General features: G+C 71.6%; 18 protein-coding genes. 13 read left to right on the plus strand and 5 right to left on the minus strand.

The window, feature by feature from the left end; translation table 11 throughout:
• Positions 1-61: 61 nt before the first annotated feature.
• From ACY34M_RS17855 to ACY34M_RS17870, 4 genes are read right to left on the minus strand one after another with little or no spacing between them, the layout of a single operon-like run.
• Positions 62-1,033 carry a quinone oxidoreductase family protein gene (locus tag ACY34M_RS17855; RefSeq protein ID WP_462723526.1) on the minus strand — a complete coding sequence of 324 codons (972 nt, stop codon included), beginning with the start codon at positions 1,031-1,033 and terminating at the stop codon, positions 62-64.
• 50 nt (positions 1,034-1,083) lie between these two features.
• On the minus strand, positions 1,084-1,908 hold the full coding sequence (locus ACY34M_RS17860; RefSeq protein ID WP_462723525.1) for an ABC transporter permease: 825 nt from the start codon (positions 1,906-1,908) through the stop codon (positions 1,084-1,086).
• A complete protein-coding gene (locus ACY34M_RS17865) occupies positions 1,905-2,816 on the minus strand; it encodes an ABC transporter ATP-binding protein (RefSeq protein WP_462723524.1) in 912 nt (303 codons plus the stop codon). Before ACY34M_RS17865 ends, ACY34M_RS17860 begins: the two co-directional genes overlap by 4 nt.
• The gene (locus tag ACY34M_RS17870; RefSeq protein ID WP_462723523.1) at positions 2,813-3,820 is read right to left on the minus strand and encodes an ABC transporter substrate-binding protein; all 1,008 of its coding nucleotides are present in this window, start codon (positions 3,818-3,820) and stop codon (positions 2,813-2,815) included. The genes ACY34M_RS17865 and ACY34M_RS17870 overlap by 4 nt, the downstream gene beginning before the upstream one ends.
• 296 nt (positions 3,821-4,116) lie before the next feature.
• Between ACY34M_RS17870 and ACY34M_RS17875 the strand changes: the two genes are divergently transcribed.
• From ACY34M_RS17875 to ACY34M_RS17910, 8 genes are all read left to right on the plus strand, one after another.
• Positions 4,117-5,481, plus strand: a complete 1,365-nt coding sequence (locus ACY34M_RS17875) for an MFS transporter (protein WP_462723522.1) — start codon at positions 4,117-4,119, stop codon at positions 5,479-5,481.
• Positions 5,482-5,569: 88 nt separating this feature from the next.
• Positions 5,570-6,367: an IclR family transcriptional regulator gene (locus ACY34M_RS17880; RefSeq protein WP_462723521.1), complete on the plus strand. Its 798-nt coding sequence runs from the start codon at positions 5,570-5,572 to the stop codon at positions 6,365-6,367.
• Between the two features lie 127 nt (positions 6,368-6,494).
• Positions 6,495-8,798 (plus strand): CaiB/BaiF CoA-transferase family protein, encoded by a 2,304-nt coding sequence (locus ACY34M_RS17885; protein WP_462723520.1) that lies wholly within the window; start codon positions 6,495-6,497, stop codon positions 8,796-8,798.
• Positions 8,795-9,607 (plus strand): enoyl-CoA hydratase/isomerase family protein, encoded by an 813-nt coding sequence (locus ACY34M_RS17890; protein ID WP_462723519.1) that lies wholly within the window; start codon positions 8,795-8,797, stop codon positions 9,605-9,607. The genes ACY34M_RS17885 and ACY34M_RS17890 overlap by 4 nt, the downstream gene beginning before the upstream one ends.
• An 83-nt stretch (positions 9,608-9,690) precedes the next feature.
• The gene (locus ACY34M_RS17895; RefSeq protein WP_462723518.1) at positions 9,691-10,470 is read left to right on the plus strand and encodes an SDR family NAD(P)-dependent oxidoreductase; all 780 of its coding nucleotides are present in this window, start codon (positions 9,691-9,693) and stop codon (positions 10,468-10,470) included.
• Between the two features lie 155 nt (positions 10,471-10,625).
• Positions 10,626-11,474: an alpha/beta fold hydrolase gene (locus ACY34M_RS17900; RefSeq protein ID WP_462723517.1), complete on the plus strand. Its 849-nt coding sequence runs from the start codon at positions 10,626-10,628 to the stop codon at positions 11,472-11,474.
• Positions 11,475-11,551: 77 nt separating this feature from the next.
• Complete coding sequence (locus tag ACY34M_RS17905; protein WP_462723516.1) at positions 11,552-12,406, plus strand: alpha/beta fold hydrolase; 855 nt, start codon at positions 11,552-11,554, stop codon at positions 12,404-12,406.
• Positions 12,406-13,353, plus strand: coding sequence for a quinone oxidoreductase family protein (locus tag ACY34M_RS17910; protein WP_462723515.1), 948 nt, complete (start codon positions 12,406-12,408; stop codon positions 13,351-13,353). The genes ACY34M_RS17905 and ACY34M_RS17910 overlap by 1 nt, the downstream gene beginning before the upstream one ends.
• A gap of 90 nt (positions 13,354-13,443) precedes the next feature.
• Here ACY34M_RS17910 and ACY34M_RS17915 read toward each other — a convergent pair whose 3' ends face one another.
• Entirely contained in the window at positions 13,444-14,937 is a 1,494-nt protein-coding gene (locus tag ACY34M_RS17915) for an AMP-binding protein (protein WP_462723514.1), read from the minus strand.
• Positions 14,938-15,098: 161 nt separating this feature from the next.
• Between ACY34M_RS17915 and ACY34M_RS17920 the strand changes: the two genes are divergently transcribed.
• The 5 genes from ACY34M_RS17920 (at position 15,099) to ACY34M_RS17940 (ending at position 20,803) form a co-directional block, all read left to right on the plus strand.
• On the plus strand, positions 15,099-16,361 hold the full coding sequence (locus tag ACY34M_RS17920; RefSeq protein ID WP_462723513.1) for an aromatic ring-hydroxylating oxygenase subunit alpha: 1,263 nt from the start codon (positions 15,099-15,101) through the stop codon (positions 16,359-16,361).
• Positions 16,362-16,476: 115 nt separating this feature from the next.
• Positions 16,477-17,844, plus strand: coding sequence for a M20 family metallopeptidase (locus tag ACY34M_RS17925; RefSeq protein WP_462723512.1), 1,368 nt, complete (start codon positions 16,477-16,479; stop codon positions 17,842-17,844).
• Positions 17,841-18,800, plus strand: a complete 960-nt coding sequence (locus ACY34M_RS17930) for a DODA-type extradiol aromatic ring-opening family dioxygenase (RefSeq protein ID WP_462723511.1) — start codon at positions 17,841-17,843, stop codon at positions 18,798-18,800. The genes ACY34M_RS17925 and ACY34M_RS17930 overlap by 4 nt, the downstream gene beginning before the upstream one ends.
• Positions 18,797-19,657: an IclR family transcriptional regulator gene (locus tag ACY34M_RS17935; RefSeq protein ID WP_462723510.1), complete on the plus strand. Its 861-nt coding sequence runs from the start codon at positions 18,797-18,799 to the stop codon at positions 19,655-19,657. Before ACY34M_RS17930 ends, ACY34M_RS17935 begins: the two co-directional genes overlap by 4 nt.
• A 141-nt stretch (positions 19,658-19,798) precedes the next feature.
• Positions 19,799-20,803, plus strand: a complete 1,005-nt coding sequence (locus tag ACY34M_RS17940; protein ID WP_462723509.1) for an NAD(P)/FAD-dependent oxidoreductase — start codon at positions 19,799-19,801, stop codon at positions 20,801-20,803.
• Positions 20,804-20,806 lie beyond the last annotated feature (3 nt).

Consider the following 20,806-nt stretch of genomic DNA (forward strand, 5'->3'; position numbering starts at 1 on the left):
GCCGCGCAGGCAGGCGGCTCGCGGTCCTGACCCTTCTGGCAGGAAACGGACAGGCGGGCGGTCAGTTGCCGGTGTCACCCAGTTCGAGCACGATCTTGCCGACCGCCGCGCCCGTGCGCAGCCGCTCCACCGCGGTGCCGAGCTCGTCCATCCCGTAGCTCTCGTACGGCAGCGACAGCGCGCCCGAGGACAGGTCGGGGAGCAGGCGCAGCACCTCGGGGGCGACCTCCTGGCTGCGGGAGATCATGTTGACCGGCAGGAGGGTGACGTCGGCGAGGAAGAAGTCCGCGAGGTCCAGGGTGAGTTCGCGGCCGGCCGTGTAGCCGAGGAGGGCGGCGCGGCCGCGCGGGCGGACCAGGGTGAGGGCGTCGCGCAGGATCTGGCCGCCGACCGTGTCGATGAGTACGTCGACCTTGCCGCCGATCGTCTCCTCGGAGAGGTCCTTGGCAAGCAGCGCCTTGGCGGCGTCGGGGACGTGCTCCAGCTTCGCCGGGCGGCCGACCGCGCCGATCACCTCGGCGCCCGCGCGGGCCGCGAGCTGCACGGCCATGGCGCCGACCGCGCCGGACGCGCCGGTCACCAGGACCCGCTCCCCCGGCTCGACCCGGGCGATGGCGTGGACGGTCGCCCAGGCGGTGCCGACCGGCGAGAAGTAGATGCAGGCGAGCGCGGGGTCGGTGCCCTCGGGCATGACCTCCACGGCGGCGTCCGGCACGAGCGCGTGCTCGGCCCAGGCGCCGTCGCGGCTGAGGCCGAGCCCCTCGCCGCGCAGGCGGACCAGTGCGCCCTCGGAATGCGTGTCGGAGGCGACGACGTAGCCACTGCCCTGGGTGCCGGGGACGAACGGCAGCTCGGGCAGGATGCCGAACTGCCCGTCGAGGATGTTCAGGTCCAGATGGGCGGCGGTGGCCGCCGCCATCCGCACGAGGGTGTGGCCGGGGCGCGGCTCGGGTACGGCCCGCTCCGTGAGGCGCGGCAGGGCGCCGAACTCCTCCAGGAGCAGGGCCCTCGATGTCGTTGCGGAAGTGCTCACGTGCTGTGTTCTCCGTTCTTGTCCCCGATGGCCGAGCTTGTCCCTCGCATTCACACCTTAGCTCCGTACTTGTGTAGTACACGCATCGCGATCAGGCGCAGGATCCGGTCGTAGACGAGGCCCAGGACGCCGAGGGTGATGATGCCGACGAAGACCCAGTCGATGCGGCCGTAATTGCGGGAAGTCCAGATCAGGGAGCCGAGGCCCACCTGGGAGGCGACGATCTCGGCGGAGACGATCGTCAGGAAGCTGTTGCCCATGGCCAGGCGCGCGCCCGTGAGGATGTACGGGACGGTGGACGGCAGCACGATCCGCTGCAGGATCTGGCGGCGGCTTGCCCCGAGGCTCGCCGCCGCCCGCAGCTTGGACTCGTTGACGGCCATCACACCCGCGCTGGTGTTGAGGGTGACGATGAAGACGGCCGTGTAGAAGATCAGGACGACCTTCGACGACTCGCCGATGCCCAGCCACACCACCGCCAGGGTCACGAAGGCGACGGGCGGGATGAAGCGGAAGAACTCGATGTAGGGCTCGAGGAGTTGGCGGACGATCCTGATCTGTCCGATCAGCAGCCCGATCGGGGCGCCCACCGCGACGCCGAGGCCCCAGCCGATGAGGATGCGGCGGCTGGAGGCGATGAACGAATTGGTCAGGGTGCCGTCGGCCGCGAGCTCGCCGGCGGCCGACAGGGTCTGGCTGGGCGAGGCGACCAGCGAGGGGCCGTACTTCATCGCGACGAGCTGCCAGATTCCCAGGCCGACGAGGACGGCGAGGGCGTACAGGCCGAGGGTGCGCAGTCCCTGTCCCCGCGCCTCGATGGTGCGGCGCGGGCGGGTGCGGGTGCGGGCCTGGGCCTCGGTTGTGGTGATCGTCATGCGCCCTTCGCCCCTCGGTCGATCCGGTCGTCGAGTCCTTGGTCGCGCATGGCCTTGCGGACCTCTTCTCCGATGTCCTCGCGCAGCTTGTGGCGCAGGCGCACGGCGGCGGGGTCGGACTCGTCGCGGGGGCGGGGCAGGTCGACCTCGTACAGGGACTTGATCGAGGCCGCGGGCCCCGCCGTCATGACGGCGACCCGGTCGGCCAGCAGGATCGCCTCGTCGATGTCGTGCGTGACGAAGACGACGGTGCAGCCGGACGCCCGCCAGATCCGGGCCGTCTCCTCCTGAAGCACCTGCCGGGTCTGCGCGTCGAGTGCGCCGAAGGGCTCGTCCATGAGGACGACGTCCGGTTCGTTGGCGAGGACCCGCGCGATCTGCACGCGCTGGCGCATGCCGCCGCTGAGCTGGTTCGGGTAGCGGTCCGCGCAGTGGCGCAGGCCGACCAGGCCGAGGAACTCCTCGGCCGCCCGGTCCTGTTCGGCACGGGAACGGCCGCGCATGCGGGGCCCGAAGGTGACGTTCTGGCGCACCGTCAGCCAGTCGAAGAGGGCCTCGCTGCTCTGGAACACCATGCCGAGTTCGGGATCCGGGCCGCTGATGGGAGTGCCGTCGGCGGTGAGCGAACCTTCACTGACCTGGATGAAGCCGGCCATCGCCGAGAGCAGGGTGGACTTGCCGCAGCCGCTCGGCCCGAGCAGGCAGAGGAACTCACCGGCCGGGATGTCGAGGTCGATGTCCCGGACGGCCTGGAAGTCGCCGAAGGAGATCCCGGCGCTCTCTGCTCGCAGGGAGGCACCGCGACCCGCCGCGGGTGCCGCCCGGTCGCGGGGTGCCGTCACCGTGTCCGTCGCCCCGGCGCCCGCCCGCGGCGCAGTCGTCGTGTCCTTCTCGATGCCCTTGGTCATCGGGATCCCTTCGTGTTGTCGGGGAGCCAGCCCCGCTGGACGGTGCCGTACACGTCGGGGCGTCCCTTGACCTTGCCGGTGTCGAGGTAGAAGCGGGCCGTGTCGTCGTAGCCCTTCAGGTCCTTCGCGGTGAAGTCGCGGACGGCGAAGTCGATCTCCTTCACCGCCTTCAGGGTCTGGGCCGTGGGGATCTTCGCCGCCTCCTTGGTCGCCTGTGCGGCGGCTTCCGGGTCCTTCTCGGTCTTCTCGGCCGCCTCCGCGAGCGTCTCGGCCACCTTGGCGGCGACGTCCTTGTGGTCCTTGAGCCATGAGGAGGTCGAAAGGAGCCAGTGCTGGTAGTTGAGGCCGTAGTCGCCCGTGGTCTCCACGATCCGCGAGCCGAGTTCCTTCCCCTTGGCCGGCCACGGCTCCCACAGCACGTACGCGTCCACATCGCCCTTGTTGGTGAGGGCCGGGATCTCGGCGGGGTCGCTCGTCACGAACTCCACCGACTTGGGGTCGACGCCCTTCGATTCGAGGAACCGGGTGGCGGCCAGCTCGGACAGGCCCGGGACCACCGCCATCTTCCGGATCTTCGCGGGGGACTTCACGTGGGGGCCGAGGACGACCTTGAGGTACTTCCCCGAGTCCTCGTAGACGGCGAGCGACCTCAGGCTCGGGTTCTGTCCGAGCACGCCGATGGTGGTGGCGTCGGAGTTCCCCGCCATCTGGACCTGTCCGGCGCCCAGGGCGTCGACGCCTTCCCCGCCCTTGGCGAACTGCACGAGGTCGACGTTCACGCCGTGCTCGGCCCACAGCCCCTCCTTGTCGGCCAGGAAGAACGGCGCGTATGCCGCGTCGACGCCGACGGCGATCCGCACCTGCGGGCCACTCGCCCTGCCGCCGGAGCCCGGGTCGGCTCCGGTATCGGTGGTGCCCGCGACGCATCCGGTCGCGGCGAGCAGTGCCGCGGCGAGGAAGGCGGAGCCGGTGATGCGATGGACCGGGCGGGACGCTGTGTGCATGGTCACCTCTGAGTGGGACGCTTTTCGGCAGGTCATCGGGTGCGGGTCCGCGAGTCGGCGCACGCTACTGCCCGCCGGAGGCCGGAGGCTCGCGTGCCGGTCCGTTCAGTGGAACGGTCCGGGATCGCTCGGCGGGGGCGTGATCACCCGGCGTACCGGTCGTGTACCGCAGGCGGTGGCGAGGAGGAGGACCTCCGGGAAGCACCCTGTCCCGTCTGGCGGACCGCCCCGATTGAGGCGGTCCCGGGCCGTTCGTACGCTCCACCGATCTCAGGGTCGAACGGCAAGGAGCACACATGCCCCGCAAGTGCACGACCGAGGGCTCGTCCAGGACGCGGCGCGTGGTCATCGCGTCCGTCGCCGGCAACATGATGGAGTGGTACGACTTCTTCCTGTACACCACCGCTGCCGCGCTGGTCCTCGGCTCGGTCTTCTTCCCCTCCGGCGAAAATCCGCTGCTCGGCACGATCGCCGCCCTGGCCGGTCACGCCGTGGGGTTCGCGGCCCGGCCCATCGGGGGCCTGGTCTTCGGGCACATCGGTGACCGGCGGGGGCGCAAGGCCGCGCTCATGGGGACGCTCTCGCTGATGGGCGCCACCACCTTCTGCATGGGGCTGCTGCCCTCGTACTCCACGGCAGGTCTGCTCTCGCCGCTGCTCCTGGTGCTGCTGCGGGTGCTCCAGGGCGCGGCGGCGGGCGGCGAATGGGGCGGCGGGGTGCTCATCATCACCGAGAACGTCCCGGCCGAGCGGCGCGGCTTCCTCGCCTCGTTCAGCTCCTGCGGCATGGGCCTGGGCTTCGTCCTGTCGGCGCTGGCGCTGTGGCTCGCCGAGCAGGTCTCGGGCGACGGCTTCCTCGTGTGGGGCTGGCGGCTCCCGTTCCTGGCCAGCGCGGTGATCTTCGTGGTGGGGCTCTACATCCGCCGCAACCTCGGCGAGACGGACAGCTTCGAGGCCGACACCGCGAAGGCCGCAAAGGCCGAGAAGGCCCCGGCACACTCGCCGCTGCGCGAGGTACTGCGCCGTCATCCGCGCCAGGTGCTGTTCGCGATGGCGCTGCGCTTCGCCGACAGCGGCGCCAGCTACATCTTCATGTCCTTCTCCCTCGTGTACGGCGCGTACGTGGGCATCTCCTCGAACGTTCTGCTGTGGGCCGGGATCGTCGGGATGCTGGTGGACTCGGCGATGATGGTCGTCTTCGGCCGGCTCTCCGACAGGGTGGGCAGGCGGCCGGTCTATCTGAGCGGGGCGATCGGCATGCTGCTGTGGGCCGCGCCCTTCTTCCTGCTCATGGACACGGGGCATGCCGCGGCCGTGTGGGTGGCGTTCATCGTCGGGCACATCGCCATCGCCGCGATGATCGGGGTCCAGCCCTCGTACTTCTCCGAGCTGTTCAGCACCAGCACCCGTTACTCCGGGATGGCGCTCGGCCACGAGCTGTCGTCGGCGATCGCCGGTGGCCTGTCGCCGGTGGTGGCCACGGCGCTGCTGGCCGCCACGGGACACTTCCTGCCGGTCGCGCTGCTCACCATGGGGATGGCCGTCGTCACGCTGGTGGCCCTGGTCTTCTTCGCACATGTGCCGAAGGACCGGGGTGCCGCGGGACCCGGCGGGCGGGACACGGACCCGGCCGAGGAGGGGCTCCGCACCCCCGTTGCGTGATGTTCACACCCCTGACCCTCTAGGCAACATGGCGTTGATGCACTTCAAATGGCTGTAGCGCCATGTGAAGAAGTGAGAGGACGCCACGATGGGGTCGTACGCCGACGAAGAAGTCCTGCTACCCAATTCCGTACTGGGGAAGGCGCAGCTGCTGCTCGCCGCGTTCGAGTCGGGTGCGGACCGGCTGCGGCTGAGCGAGCTGAGCCGCCGGTCCGGGGTGCCCAAGGCGTCGGCGTACCGGCTCGCCCAAGAACTGGTGCAGTGGGGTCTCCTCGACCGGCACGGCGAGCTGTACGAGCTCGGCATCCGGCTCTTCCACCTGGGGCAGCGGGTGCCCGCGTCCGCGGTGCTGCGCGCCGTCGCCCGTCCGCTGATGGCGGACCTGTTCACCCGCACCCGCGCCGCCGTGCACCTCGCGGTCCTCGACGGCACCCACGTCCTGTTCCTGGAGAAGATCGCGGGTGAGGCCAACGTGCTCACCCACTCCTACGTCGGCGGCCGGCTGCCCGCCTCCTGCACCGCGACCGGTCAGATGCTGCTCGCCCTGGCTCCGGACGGTCCTGAGCAGGTGGCGGCCCTCGCCCGTGGCGGCCTCCCCACGATGACACCGCGCTCCGTGACGGATCCCGAGGTGCTGCGGCGGCGGCTGTCCCGTGCGGTCCGTGAGCGGTACGTGCTGGAGGTCGAGGGGGTGAGGACCGGGTACGCCAGTCTCGCCGTGCCGGTGGCCGCGGGCGGACTCGCACACGCCGCGCTCTCGATCACCGCGCCGGTCGCGCAGGTGTCGGTGGACCGGAGCCTCGCCGCGTTGCAGGGCACGGCCGAGAGCATCGAGCGCGGCGTGGTGCAGAGAGCGTCGGACGACACGAGACACGCGGTGGGCTGAGCACCGCGCCAACCCTCTGGGCCGCATCTGCGGTCCGGTCAACAGAACACGGCGGTGGTCCGCCTCCCCGCCCACGGTGATCGTGGGATTCCGCAAAGGCTGCGGTCACGTAAAGGGAGGAGCCGTGGTGCGAACAGACACGGACCCGACAGCGCTGCGCGTGCTCGACCTGACCGACGAACTCGCTTTCCAGGGCGCCCGGTTGCTCGTGGGGATCGGCGCCGACGTCGTACGGATCGAACCGGGCGCCGACCTCGACCCGGCGGCCCGTGCGCACTGGCACGCGGGCAAGCGCTGGACTCCGGTGCACGACGCGGCGGAGCTCGACGCACTGGCGGCGGGGGCCGATGTCGTGCTGGAGAGCGGGCCCGTGGCACGCTTGCGCGGCCTGCGTGAGGACGGTTCGTCCCGCTGGCCGCACGCGGTGCACGTGGTGGTGACGCCGTTCGGGCTGAGCGGACCGCGCCGCGACTGGGTCGGCGACGATCTGGTCCTGGCGTCGGCGGGCGGCATGACCTGGCTCGGCGGGCGCCCCGAAGGACAGCCGAAGCCGCCGCCGCGCGAGCAGGCGGTCCAGACCGCCGGGGCCCATGCCGCGATCGGGGCGCTGCTCGCCGTCGTCTCGGGAACTCCGCAGCTCGTCGACATCTCCGCGCAGGAGGCCGTCGCCGCCACGCTGGAGACCGCCGCCCTCGCCTGGATCCACGCCGGACGTTTCCCCGTACGCAACGGAGGGGTGTACGAGCACGTCGCGCACCGGATCTTCGAGGCGGCGGACGGGTACGTGGCCGGAGGCTACTCCGGCAGCAACCGGATGTGGACGGATCTGCTGGCCTGGATGGCCGAGCGGGGCGAGGCCGGTGACCTGCTCGACGAGCGCTGGCAGGACGCCGCGTTCCGGTGGGGCGAGCGCGCCCATGTCGACGAGCTGGTCCAGCGGTTCGCGAAGGGGCAGCCTGCCGCCGAACTGGCCGCGGAGGCGCGGCGGCGCGCCCTGCCGTGGGCCGAGGTCGTGCCGCCCGAGCGGCTGACGGCCAATCCGCAGCTGCGCGACCGGGAGTCCCTGGTCACGGTCACCGGCGAAGGGCTGCCGGACGCAGGCGTCGAGGACGTCGGCTTTCCGTGGGCGGCGCTCCCCCGGCCGGTCTCCCTGTCGGAGCTCCACGAAGCGAAGGGCGACGCTCCGTGGCACCACACCGAACAGGCGCGCAGCCGTGACGGGGAGCCCAAGTCCCGTGCTCTGGACGGGGTTCGGGTCCTGGACCTCACCTGGGTGCTCGCCGGTCCGTACGTCACCAAGCAGTTCGGGGAGCACGGCGCGGACATCGTCAAGGTCGAGTCCCGGCACCGCCAGGACCCCACGCGCTTCGCGCCCTCGATGCACCTGCGGCCCGGCTCCGATCCCGACGACAGCGGCTACTTCCTCAACTTCAACCGCAACAAGCGCAGCGTCGCCCTCAATCTGCGGACCGAAGAGGGGCAGCGGCTGCTGCGCGAGCTGGTCCCGCACTGCGACGTCGTCGTGGAGAACTTCAGTCCGGGAGTCCTCGCCCGGTGGGGCATGGACTACGCCTCGCTGCGCGAGCTGAACCCGGACGTCGTCCTGGTGTCGATGGCGGGAGTCGGGCAGACCGGGCCCTGGCGCAACGCCGTGACCTTCGCCGACACACTCGCCGCGATGTCCGGCCTGTCCAGCGAGACCCGCGATCCGGGCGGCCCGCCGCAGGGACTGACCTTCGGCCTCGGTGACATGATCGCGGCCAACTCCGCGGTGCTCGCCACCCTCGACCTGCTGGCGCGCGGACACGGCGGCCACGTGGACCTGTCCCAACTGGAGGCGATGGCCGCGACGATGGGTCCGGCGGCCCTGGAATCCGCGCTCGGCACCGGTGTGCCCGATCCCCGGACGGCGGAGCATCCGAACCGGTCGCCGCATGCCGTGCCCCACGGTGTGTACCCGGCGGCCGGGGACGACCGGTGGGTGGCGGTGTCGGTGACGGACGAGGCACAGTGGCACGCCCTGACGAGACTCGCCGAACTCCCCTGCCCTGATGGGGACTTGGCGGTACGGCGGGCACATGAGGACGCGATCGATGCCGCCCTCGCCGCCTGGACGAGCCGGCACGACGGCCACAAGCTGGCCGAACTCCTCCAGGCCGAGGGCGTGGCGGCGGCGGTCGTGGCGACCGGGCAGGACCTGGTCGAGGCCGACGAACAGCTCGCCGCCCGAGGCTTCTACCCCGTACTGGACCATCCCCTCACCGGGCCGGTCGCGCACGAGGGCATCGTCGCGCGGCTGGCCGCGACGCCCGGCGAACTCGACCGGCCCGCACCCCTCCTCGGGCAGCACACACACGAGGTGCTGCGCGAACTGCTCGACCTGAACAGTGAACAGCTGGCGGCGCTGACCGCCGACGGAGTGACCGAATGAGCGAGGCGAGGATGACCCGGGAGAAGCCGACCGAGGAGAAGCCCTCCGTACTGCACGTGACGCGCGACGGCGCCGTGGCCACGGTCCGCATGGACCGGCCCAAGGCGAACGCCGTGAATCCGGCGATGATCGAGGAGTTCCTCGCGGTCCTGCCGCCGCTGGCCGCCGATCCGGAGGTGCGCTGCGTCGTCATCACCGGCACCGGGCGGTTCTTCATCGCCGGCGCCGACATCGCCGTCATGCGGGACCTGTCGGCGGGCAACCAGGCGAAGATGCGCCGCTGGATCGATGTGCAGCGGGTGATCGAGCAGGCTCCCAAGCCGGTCGTCGCGGCGATGAACGGCCACGCGCTGGGCGGCGGAGCCGAGTTGTCGCTCGCCTGCGACGTGCGGATCCTCTCGGCGGAGGCCACGTTCGGCTTCCCGGAGATGCGGCTCGGACTGTTCCCGGGAGCCGGTGGCAGTCAGCGACTCCCCAGGATCGTCGGCCCCCACGTGGCGAAACGCCTGATGATCGAGGGGGAAGGGCTGACGCCGCAGCGCGCCCTGGAGCTCGGACTCGTCGACGTCGTGGTGGAGCAGGCCGATTTCGGCACGGTGGTCGCCGAGCGGGCCCGCCGCCTCGCGGCGCAGCCGACGGCCGCCATCGGCCTGCTCAAGCGGGTCGTCGACGAGGGGTACGGGCTGCCCGTCGAACAGGCCCTGGAGCGCGAGGAGAAGGGCGTCGCCGACCTGACCGGGACCGCCGACGCGGCGGAGGGGCTCCAGGCGTTCCTGGAGAAGCGGGCGCCGGTGTTCACCGGGCGGTGACGCCGCGACAGCGCGGGTGGTCCGGTTCCGGTGACCGGACCGCCCGCGTTGGTGTGTCCCCGGTCGATGCGCATCCTCGCCGGATGACCTTCACACAGCACACAGACGAAGCGCCTCGGAACGGGCCCGTGCTCGTCACGGGCGGCACCAGCGGGATCGGCCTGGCCATTGCGGAGGCGGTGGCCCGTGCCGGGCGCCCGGTCGTGGTCACCGGGCGTTCCGCCGATCGCTGCCGCGCGGCGGCCGACCGCCTTCAACACATCGCCACAGACGCCCAGTTGGCGCTGGTCGCGGACACCACCGATCCCGCCGCTTTGGCCGCGGCCGTGAGCCGGGCCGCCGAGCGCTTCGGCCCGGTCACCGGTCTGGTGACGGCCGCAGGACGGCTGGCCCGGGGCTCGGTGCTGGCCCTGACACCCGACGACTTCCGCGCCGCCCTCGACACCAACGTCATCGGCACCTGGCTGGCGATCCGCGCCGTCCTGCCCGGCATGCTCGACGCCGGCCACGGACGCATCGTCACGATCGGCTCGGTGCTCGGCTCGACGGGCGCTCCCGAGCGGTCCGGGTACGCCGCCACGAAGGGCGCGGTCGCCGCGCTCACCAGGTCGGCGGCCCTGGAGGTCGCCGGGACCGGCGTCACCGTGAACTGCGTCGCGCCCGGCCCCGTGCGCACCCCCATGAACGAGGGTGACACCGGTACCGACGCCGCCGCCCGGGCCGCGTTCACCGCCAAGGTGCCGCTGGGCCGCTGGGGCAGGCCCGAGGACGTCGCGCACGCGGTGCTCCCGCTGCTCGCCGCCGGCTCGTCCTTCACCACCGGGGCAGTGGTGCACGTGGACGGCGGCTACACCGCGCAGTGAGGCGTCCAGCGAATCGCGCGCTGCATCGCCCGGTGCGTCACCCACTGCATCACCCAGTGGGAGCGGTTCGCTGAACGGACCGTGACGCTGGGCCCGCGCCCGGCGCGGTGATGGGCTCGACACCGTACCCCCGGCATTCGTACGGAAGGACTCGCATGTCACCAGCACCGGAGAGCCACTACGCGGACGGCGCGGGCATCCGCTACCACTACCACGACCTCGGCTCGGGCCCCGACACCGTGTTCCTGCACGGCGGCGGCCCCGGCTGCACCGCGTGGAGCGACTTCGGGCCCGTCGCGCCCCTGTTCGCGGCCGACCGGCGCTGTCTGCTCGTCGACATCCAGCAGTACGGCAAGTCGGAGAAGTCCCGCATCGAGGGGCCGATGTGGGACCACCACGCGGCGAAGACGGTCGGCCTCCTCGACACCCTCGGCGTCGACCGCGCCGACTTCGTGTGCAACTCGTGGGGCGGCACCATCGCCCTCAACCTCGCCGCGAAGTACCCGGACCGCGTCCGGTCCCTCGTCATCACCGGCAGCATGCCCGTCTTCTACGGGCCGCTCGCCCCGCTCCCCGAGAGCGGTCACCGCGGCCGCACGGCCCGCGACATCTACTACGGCGGCGAGGGTCCGACCCGCGAGAAGATGCGGCAGCTCATCACGAAGCTGGAGTGGTACGACGGCGCGAAGCTCCCCGAGGAGACACTGACGCTGCGCCACGAGCAGAGCCTCGACGAGGGCGAGCGCGCGCTCGCGGCCATGTCCGACTCGCCGCGCGGCGACTGGCAGGACCTCACCGAGGAACTGGGCCGGGTGCAGGCTCCGACGCTGTTCATGTGGGGCATGCAGGACGCGTTCCTCACCCCGGACTACCCGCTGATGCTGGCCCGCATGGTGCCCAGCGGGAACCTCCACGTGATGGACCACGCCTCCCACCACCTCCAGGAGGAGCGACCCGAGGCCTACCACTCGGTGGTCAGCGGCTTCCTCGACTCCTTGAACTGAACTCCTTGAACTGACCTCCTTGAACTGAATCTCTCCCCTCCCCCCTTCTCCCTCAACAGCCTTACGGAGCACGCCTCATGTCGATCTGGACCGAGATCAGCCCCACCCCGTTCCGCGTCGAGTACGTCGACGCCGCCGGAGTCCCCACCCGCGCCCTGCGCGCCGGTGACCCGACCGCCCATGCAGTCGTCTTCCTGCACGGCACCAGCGGTCACCTGGAAGCCTTCGCGCGCAACATCACCGCACACGCCGCCTACGACCTGCACGCCATCGACATGCTCGGCCACGGCTACACCGGCAAGCCCGACAAGCCGTACGAGATCGCCGACTACGTGACCCACCTGCTCGACTACCTGGACGCCGTCGGCATCGACAGCGCCCACATCGTCGGAGAGTCCCTCGGCGGCTGGGTCGGCGCCCGCGCCGCCATCGAACACCCCGAGCGGGTGCGCAGCCTCCAACTCCTGTGCTCCGGCGGCACGGTGGCCAACCCCGAGGTCATGGACCGCATCCGCACCAGCACCAAGAAGGCCGTCGCCTCCGACGACATCGACCTCACGCGCAAGCGGATGCGGCTGCTCATGGCCGACGACGCCTCCGCCACCGAGGAGCTGGTCGAGGTCCGGCACGCGATCTACCACACGCCGGAGTTCGTCGCGGGCGTCGACAACCTCCTCTCCCTCCAGGACATGGAGCGCCGCCAGCGCAATCTGCTGCGCCCCGAGCACCTGGCGCAGATCACCCAGCCGGCGCTGGTGGTGTGGGGACGTCAGAACCCGTTCGGCGAAACCCCCGAGGCGACGGCGCTGCACGAGGCCATTCCCGGCTCGCGCCTCGAACTCTTCGAGAACTGCGGGCACTGGCCGCAGCACGAGCAGGCCGAGCGCTACAACGCCCTCAGCCTCGAATTCATCGGCAAGGCGGCCGGCTGATGCGGGCGGTCCGGTTCCACGACTGGGGCGCCGCTCCGGTCCTCGACGAGGTGCCCGAGCCCGTCCGCGCGCCGGGAGAGGTCCTCGTCCAGGTCACGGCGGGCGGTGTCTCGCACCTCGATGCCACCGTCGCGTCCGGCGAGTTCGAGCTCAAGCCCTCGCTTCCGTACGTCGGCGGCGTCGAGGGCGCGGGCACGGTCCTTGAGGCGGATGCCGACTCCGGTCTCGCGCCGGGCACGCAGGTCGTGCTGCGCGGGGGCGGCCTGGGCCTCCTGCGCGACGGCACGTGGGCCGAGCGGGTCAGCGTGAAGCGCAAGGCCGTCACCCCGCTCGCGGCCCCGCTCGCCCCCGCGGTGGCGGCGAGCTTCTTCGTCCCCGCCACGACCGCGTACGTGGCTCTGCACGATGTCGCCCGGATCGGTGGGGACGAGGACGTCGTCGTGGTGGGCGCGGCCGGTGCGGTCGGCGCGATGGTGGCGCAGCAGGCGCTGGCGGCGGGCGCCCGGGTGACCGGTGTGGTCGGCCGGGAGGACCAGCTGGCCGATGTGCCGAAGGGGGTGGAGGCCGTGACGCTGGACGACGCGGAAGGTCTCGCCCGGGACCGGTCGGCATCGCTGCTCGTCGACACACTTGGTGGCGCGGGGCTTGTCGGCCGCAGCCGGTGGGTGCGGCAGGGCGGGCGCGCCGTGGTCATCGGGTACGTCGCAGGCCCGCGCGTCGAGCTGGACCTGCCGAGCTGGCTGCTCGACGAGGTGGCGCTGCTGCCGGTGAACATGATCCGCCAGGAACGCCGGGCCAGGGAGGTCTCCGGTGACCTGGTGCGCAGGCTCTCCGAGGGTGAACTGTCGCTGGCGGTGCAGGAGTTCGGTCTGGCCGAGGCTCCGGCGGCGCTCGACGCGCTGCGCGGCGGACGGGTACGGGGGCGGGCGGTTCTGCTGCCCGCGTGACACTCGCCATACATGGGGACACCCCGCGCCCCTCCGGGGGGGGCGCGGGGACATGTGTGTCCGGCCGGGCTGCCGCCATCAGCGGCTCCCCTATCCGCACCTGTCCCACGTCACCTCGGTGACACCTTGTTCCCGCAGCACGGACTTGCGCACCTTTCCCGTCTCCGTGAGCGGCAGCGCCGCGACCACGTCCACGTACCGTGGCACCGCGAATGCGGGAAGCTCTCCGGCGCAGTGGCGCGCCACCTCCGCCGCGTCCAGCACCCGGCCCGCACGCGGCACCACCGCCACCATGACCTCGTCCTCGGCGAGTGCCGACGGAACCGGGAACGCGGCCGCCTCGGCGACATCAGGATGCGCCCGCAGCGCGGTCTCGACCTCGTACGACGAGATGTTCTCGCCACGTCGCCGTATGCAGTCCTTGACGCGGTCGACGAAGCGGAACCAGCCGTCGGGCTCGCGCACCACGCGGTCCCCGGTGCGACGCCACGAACCCGGATCCAGTGACACATCGCCCACGTAGCCCGTGGCGAAGGCGTGTTCCTGGTGGGTGCGGACCGCCAGTTCACCGGGCGTTCCGTCGGGAACCCGGGAGAGACCCGCGTCGACGACCCGCGCCTCGAAGCCGTCGCGCACCGTGCCCATGTACCCGGCGCGGCAGTCCTCGGGGTCGGAACCGATCACCAGGTTGGTCTCGGTGGAACCGAATCCGTCGACGAGCGTCACGCCGAACCGCTCGCGGAACACCTGCCACAGCGCGCCGGGCGTGCCCGGACCGAGCCCGCGCCATGCCCGGTGCGCACGGTCGCCGGGGCCCGGCGGCCGGGCGAGCAGCATCGGCACCATGGCACCGAGCACATACACACACGTGGCTCCGGTCTCGGCGGCCCGCTGCCAGTGCCGCGAGGCGGAGAACTTGCGGTCCACCACCATGGAGGCACCCACGGTCATCGCCTGCGCCAGTGCGTTGAGGGCGTTGGTGTGGAACAGGGGCAGGCAGGTGTAGAGGGTGTCGTCGGCGGTCAGGCGCAGCGAGTCGGCCACGTTCCGGCCCCACCAGAAGAACTGGGCGTGCGGGCAGCGCACCCCGCGTGACGGCCCCGTGGTGCCGGAGGTGAACAGGATGGCGGCCGTGTCCCCGGGCCGGGACGGCCAGGGAGCGAGCGCCTCGTCGACGCCGGGGACGGGCGCATGCGGCGAACCGGTCACCCACACCTCGCCCGCGTATCCCACCGCCTCCACGCGCTCGGCCAGTTCCTCGTCCACGTACAGGAATTGAGGCGTCGACTCGTCCAGCGCGTGCCGGAGCAGCCGCCCGTGCAGCGCGGTGTTGAGCGGGACCACGACCGCGCCGAGCCAGGCGCAGCCGAGGATCAGGTCGATCAGTTCGACGCGGTTGGGGAGCAGCGCGGCGACGCGGTCGCCGGGCCGGCAGCCGCGGGCCGCGAGCGCGCCGGCCATGGTGGCCGCGGCCGTGCGTGTCCGCGCGTAGGTGCGCCGGGTCCCGTCGACGGTGAGGAAGGTCCGCTCGCCGTGGTGTGCGGCCGCCGCGTCGACGAGGCCGGGGATCGTCATGCGGTTCATGGGCGGATGCTGTCCGCCCGCTCCCGCCCGATCAAGGCTCCTGGTTCGCTGACCGGTCCGAACCGGCCCCGGTCCGTTCACCGGAACAGGTTCATAGGCGGCAGCCGCACCGCGTCGGATGCTCGTGCCGCACACCCACTTGAGCAGGAGGCCACGACGAGATGACGACGAGCGAGCGATCCCCCGCCGTGAAGAAATCCGCCGAGAAGGAGCCCGCCAGGGCGCGCCGCGGATCCGCCGACAAGATCGGCCGGCAGGACTGGTCGTCCTGGCCCCACTACGACGCGGCGGCGTCCGGCTTCCGCGGCTACTGGTACCCGGTCACCTGGGCGAGCCACATCACCGACGACCCGAAGCCGTTCACGCTCTGCGGCGAGAAGATCACGCTGATCCGCGACAGCGGAAAGGTGTACGCGCTGCACAACCGCTGCCCGCACCGCGGCGTCCCGCTGTCCGAGGGCAACCAGCAGTTCCCCGGCACCGTCAGCTGCCCGTACCACGGCTGGACCTTCGACCTGCCCACCGGCAAGCTGTCCGCGGTCATCACCGACGGCCCCGGCTGCCGTCTCACGGGCAAGCTGGGCGTGCGCACGTACGCCGTCGAGGAGCGGCTCGGCATGGTCTGGGTGTACATGCCGGTCGCCGAGGAGGAGCCGCACCCGATCGACGAGCAGCTCCCCGAGGAGCTGGTGTCGAACGCCTTCGTGATGGGCGGCCGTATCGAGCCGCGCGGCGGCAACTGGCGCTTCGCCTGCGAGAACGGCTTCGACGAGGGCCACGCCAAGTACCTGCACCGGACGGCCCTTTGGCGCCTGTTCAAGCCGATGCCGACGTGGAACATCACGCGGATCGTGCCGAAGGACCGCTGGATCTACCGCGTCCAGGACGAGGTGTACTGGGAGGCCGACTTCCCGGGCGTGGGCCGCTGGTCCAACAAGCGGTGGTGGAAGAAGCAGCCACCTGGTGAAGGCGCGGCGTTCAACCTCGGCAACACCGGCAAGGCCGACGCCGTCGACCCGGTGATCGAGGCCCAGGAGTTCCCCGGCTTCGCGTCCCTGTCGATGCCGGGCGTGCTGCGGATCGCGTACCCGAAGTTCATCCACTACGAGTTCTACGTCCCGGTCGACGCGGACAACCACCAGTACGTCGGCGTGATGGTCAACTTCACGCAGGGCTGGGAGACGCTGCGCTTCTACGCCAAGTACCTGGGCGCCGTCCGCTGGCTGTTCCACGGAGAGTTCTCCGGCCAGGACGCCTGGATGGTCGACGTGACCGACGCGCCCCCGGAGAAGCTGTACCGCCCCGACGTGTCACTGACCGCGTGGCGCAATCTCAGCGAGGAGGAGTACGGCAAGAAGCTCGCCGCTGCGGGCGTCACCGACCCCACCGCGGACGCCACGGACACCACGAAAAAGGAGGCCTGATCATGGCCCACACCCTGTTCAAGATCCTGCTCGGTGTCGCGGTCGCGGTGGCACTCCCCCGCGCGAAGCAGCGCTTCGCACGGACCACGATGACCCAGGTCCACCGGGTCAACCAGTGACCGGCGACAACGCCCACGACGGGCTCTCCGGACTCGACGCACAGCGTCGCGGATGGGTGTCGGAGGCGTGGCGGCACGTCACCGAGGAACGGCTGCGCGAGCTGATCGTGGGCCTCGTCGGGGTCCCCAGCCCGACCGGTGACGAGCGGCCGCTCGCGCAGCACATCGCGGGCACGCTCGAATCGGTGGGCCTGCGCGCCGCCTGTCAGCCGATCGACGCGCGGCAGGCGAACGCCTGGGCCCGCCTCGAAGGCGACGGCACCGGGCCCGATCTGATGCTGTACGCGCCCATCGACACCTTCACCGTGGGTGAGGAGAGCGAGGACGTGCCGTGGGCCGGGCCGAAGCTGCGTGAGGACATGCGTCCCGAGGCGACCGTCTACGACGACCTGGTGACCGGCCTCGGTGCCTCCAACCCCAAGGGCCACGCGGCCTGCGTGATGATGGCCGCCGAGGCGATCGCGCTGGCCGGGGTGCCGCTCACCGGGGACCTGGTGGCCGCGTTCGGCGCGGGCGGCATGCCGACCAACGCCCGGCCCGGCAGCGACCGGCTCAACACCGGTCAGGGCGCGGGCTGTTCGTTCCTCCTGGAGCAAGGTGTGTGGACGGACTACGCGGTCATCGCCAAGCCGGGGTGGACCGTGTCGTGGGACGAGGTCGGCCTGGTGTGGTTCGAGGTGACGGTGCACGGCACCCACACCTACGTGGGCTCGCGCCACCGGCTGCCGTACGACAACGCGATCAACCGCGCCGGCGACGTCGTACGGCACCTGGAGGAGTGGTTCACCGAGTACGCGAAGCGGCACACCGGCGGCACGGTCGCGCCCCAGGGCATCGTCTCCTCGGTGCGCGGTGGCTGGCCCCGCCTTGCCGCCGCCACCCCGGCGGCGTGCACCCTGCGCGTGGACCTGCGGATCGCTCCGGAGACGACCCCGATGCAGGCGAAGCGTGAATTCGTCGCCGCTGTCCAGGAGTTGAGGCGCTCGATGCCGGGGCTCGACGCGACGGTGGAGATGATCCTGGCGATTCCCGGGACGTCGACGAGCCGGGAGAGCTGGGTCTTCCGCAGCGCGGTCGCCGGGTGGGAGGCCCTGGAAGGGCGCCCGCACGAGGTCGTGACCGGCAACAGCGGCGCCACCGACGCGAACATCCTGCGCGGGCGCGGCATCCCGACGGTCCGTGTCGGCATGCCGAAGGTCACCGAGGCACCGTTCGACATCGACTTCACCCGCGGCATGAACACCGTCTCCGTACGGGAGATGCAGAGACTGACCCGCCACCTGATCCGCACGGCGGTGGACACCGTCACCCGTTCCCGCGCGGACTGCGACTCCCCCACGGCACTGGAAGGAGCAACGGCATGAGCGAGATCGTGCTCGGTGTGGGGGCCTCCCACAGCACGCTGATGAACACGCACTGGGAGGAGACCCTCCACAAGGACCGGGCCGAACGCTTCCGCGACGCGCTCGGTGCGGCCCGCGAAGAGCTGGTCCGGACACGTCCCGACACCGTCGTCCTGATCGGCTCGAACCACTTCCGCGGGTTCTGGCTCGACCTGATCCCGCCGTTCACGCTCGGCGTCGGGGAGTGCATCGCGAGCGGCGAGTCCGGGACACCGAAGGGCCCGCAGCCGGTGGACGTGCCGCTCGCGCAGCACATCGCCGACTCGTTGGTGGAGAGCGGGCGCTTCGACCCGGCGTTCTCCGCCCGGCTCCAGATCGACCACGGGCAGTCGCACGCCATCCAGTACCTGCTCGACGGGCTCGACGTGGAGATCGTGCCGCTGGTGGTGAACGTCTTCGCCCATCCGCTGCCGACGCTGGAGCGGTGCGAGGAGTTGGGGCGCGCAGTGCGCGAGGCCGTGCTCGCCTTCCCCGGCGACCGGCGGGTCGCGGTGGTCGGCTCCGGCGGGCTCTCGCACCGGCTGCCCTGGCCGGACTGGCGCGAACCGCACGGCGACGACGAGGAGTTCATGGTCGGCGCGTGGCTGAACGGCCGCGACAACTGGCAGGACTACGACAAGCGTCGCCGCGAGATCATCCGGGCCGCCGAGGCCTCCCTCACCCCGGAGTTCGACAACGAGTTCCTCGCCCTTCTCGAACGCGGCGAGGCACACTGCCTCACCGCGTACACGACGGAGGAGCTGGAGAAGGCCGCGGGCAACGGCGCGCAGGAGCTGCGGACCTGGCTCCTGATGGCCGCCGCCCTCGACCATGCGCCCGCCCGGCGTCTGGCCTACGAGCCGATGCCCGAGTGGCTCACCGGAATGGGGGTCGCGGTCATCGACCCGGCGGCCGTGGACGCGGGGCAGTCGGCATGAGCGCGACGGCCGGGGCACCGCCGGCCGATCGCCGCCCGGGCGTCACGGCGCCCGCCGGGTTCGTGCTCTCGTCACGCCCCAACGAGCCGGGGCACGGGCCCGAGGCGGACGAGGCGGGTGGGGCCGACCCGATGAACTCCGTTCTGGGGAAGGTCCGTCCGATCCTGGAGGCCTTCACCTCCGACGACGCCGCGCTCTCACTGGCCGAGCTGGTGCGCCGGTCGGGCGCGGCCAAGGCGACGGTGCACCGGCTGGCCCAGGAGCTCGTCACCTGGGGGCTGTTGGAGCGCGAGGGGTGCGACTACCGGCTCGGCCTCCGGCTGTTCGAGCTGGGGCAGCGGGTGCACCGGCAGCGCATCCTGCGCGAGGCCGTGCAGCCGTACATGGAGGATCTGCTCCTCATCACCCGGGAGACCATCCACTTCGCCATCCACGACAGCCTGGACGTCGTCTACCTGGACAAGATCTTCCCGCACCGCGGGCTGAACGCCGAGTCCCGGATCGCGGGCCGGCTCCCGCTGTACTGCACGGGCACCGGCAAGGCGATCCTCGCGCACTCGCCGCCGTCGCTCTTCGTCGACGTGGTCCGCAGCGGCCTCAAGCCGGTCACCCGGCACACGGTGATCTCCCCGGGACGTCTGCGCGCCCAGCTGGACCGGATCCGGGACGAGGGCATCGCCCTGGAGTCCGAGGAGATCAGGCTCGGTTACGCGAGCCTGGCCGTGCCGGTGTTCGCCGGGGGCACCACCCTGGTGGGCGCGCTGTCCATCACGGCGCCCACGTACCGGATGGACGCGGCCGGGCACGCGACGGCGCTGCGGACCGCCGCGCTGGGCATCGGACGGTCGCTCGCCTAGCCGCGCCACCTCGCACACGCACGAAGGGGCCCGCCGTCCGGCGGGCCCCTCGCCGCGTTCCGCGGCCCGCGCGCCGGGGCCGTCCTGCTCAACGGAACGACTCCGTAGGGAGAACCACCTCCTCGTTCCTACGCTCCCCACATGAGCGAACTCACCGACGACACCGGCGTCCTGACCACCGACGTCCTGATCATCGGCGCAGGACCGGCGGGCCTGTACGGCGCGTACTACGCCGGGTTCCGCGGCCTGACCGTCACCGTCATGGACGTCCTTCCGCAGCTCGGCGGACAGATCAGCGCGATGTACCCCGAGAAGCCGATCTTCGACATCGCCGGCTTCCTGTCCGTGCGCGGCCGCGACCTGGTGGACGGTCTCGTCGCCCAGGCCGAGCCGTACTCCCCGCGCTATCTCCTGGGCCACCGGGCCGCTGAGCTGACGCACGACGCCGACGGGCTGCCGGTCGTCCGGAGCGACCAGGGGGCGACGGTGCGCGCCAAGGCCGTCGTGATCACGGGCGGCGTAGGAACGTTCACTCCGCGCCCGCTGCCCGCCGGGGAGGAGTTCCTCGGGCGCGGGCTCGAGTACTTCGTGCCGGACCCGTCGGTGCACGCGGACCGGGACGTGCTGGTCGTGGGCGGCGGCGACAGCGCCTTCGACTGGGCGGCCCTGCTCGCCCCGATCGCCCGCTCGGTCACCCTCGTGCACCGCACCGCCCGCTTCCGCGCCCACGCGGCGTCCGTGGAGAAGGTCCGCGACCTCGGCGTGGAGATCGTCACCGACAGCGAGGTGAGCCGGCTCATCGGCACCGACCGGGTGGAGCAGGCCGAGATCAGACACCGTACGACCAAGGAGACCCGCCTCGTCCCGGCCGGCACCGTCGTCGCCGCGCTCGGTTTCCTCGCCGACCTCGGCCCGCTCCAGCACTGGGGCCTCGACCTCCAGGCCCGGAAGATCACCGTCGACACCCACATGGCGACCAACCAGCCCCGCGTGTTCGCCGCGGGCGACATCACCGACTATCCCGGCAAGGTCCGTCTGATCTCGGTCGGCTTCGGCGAGGCCGCCACCGCCGTCAACAACGCGGCCACCGTCATCGACCCGGAGGCGGCCCTGTTCCCCGGCCACTCCACCGAGAAGGAGCACTGAACA

It is taken from the genome of Streptomyces sp. EDA2-14, assembly GCF_054963755.1.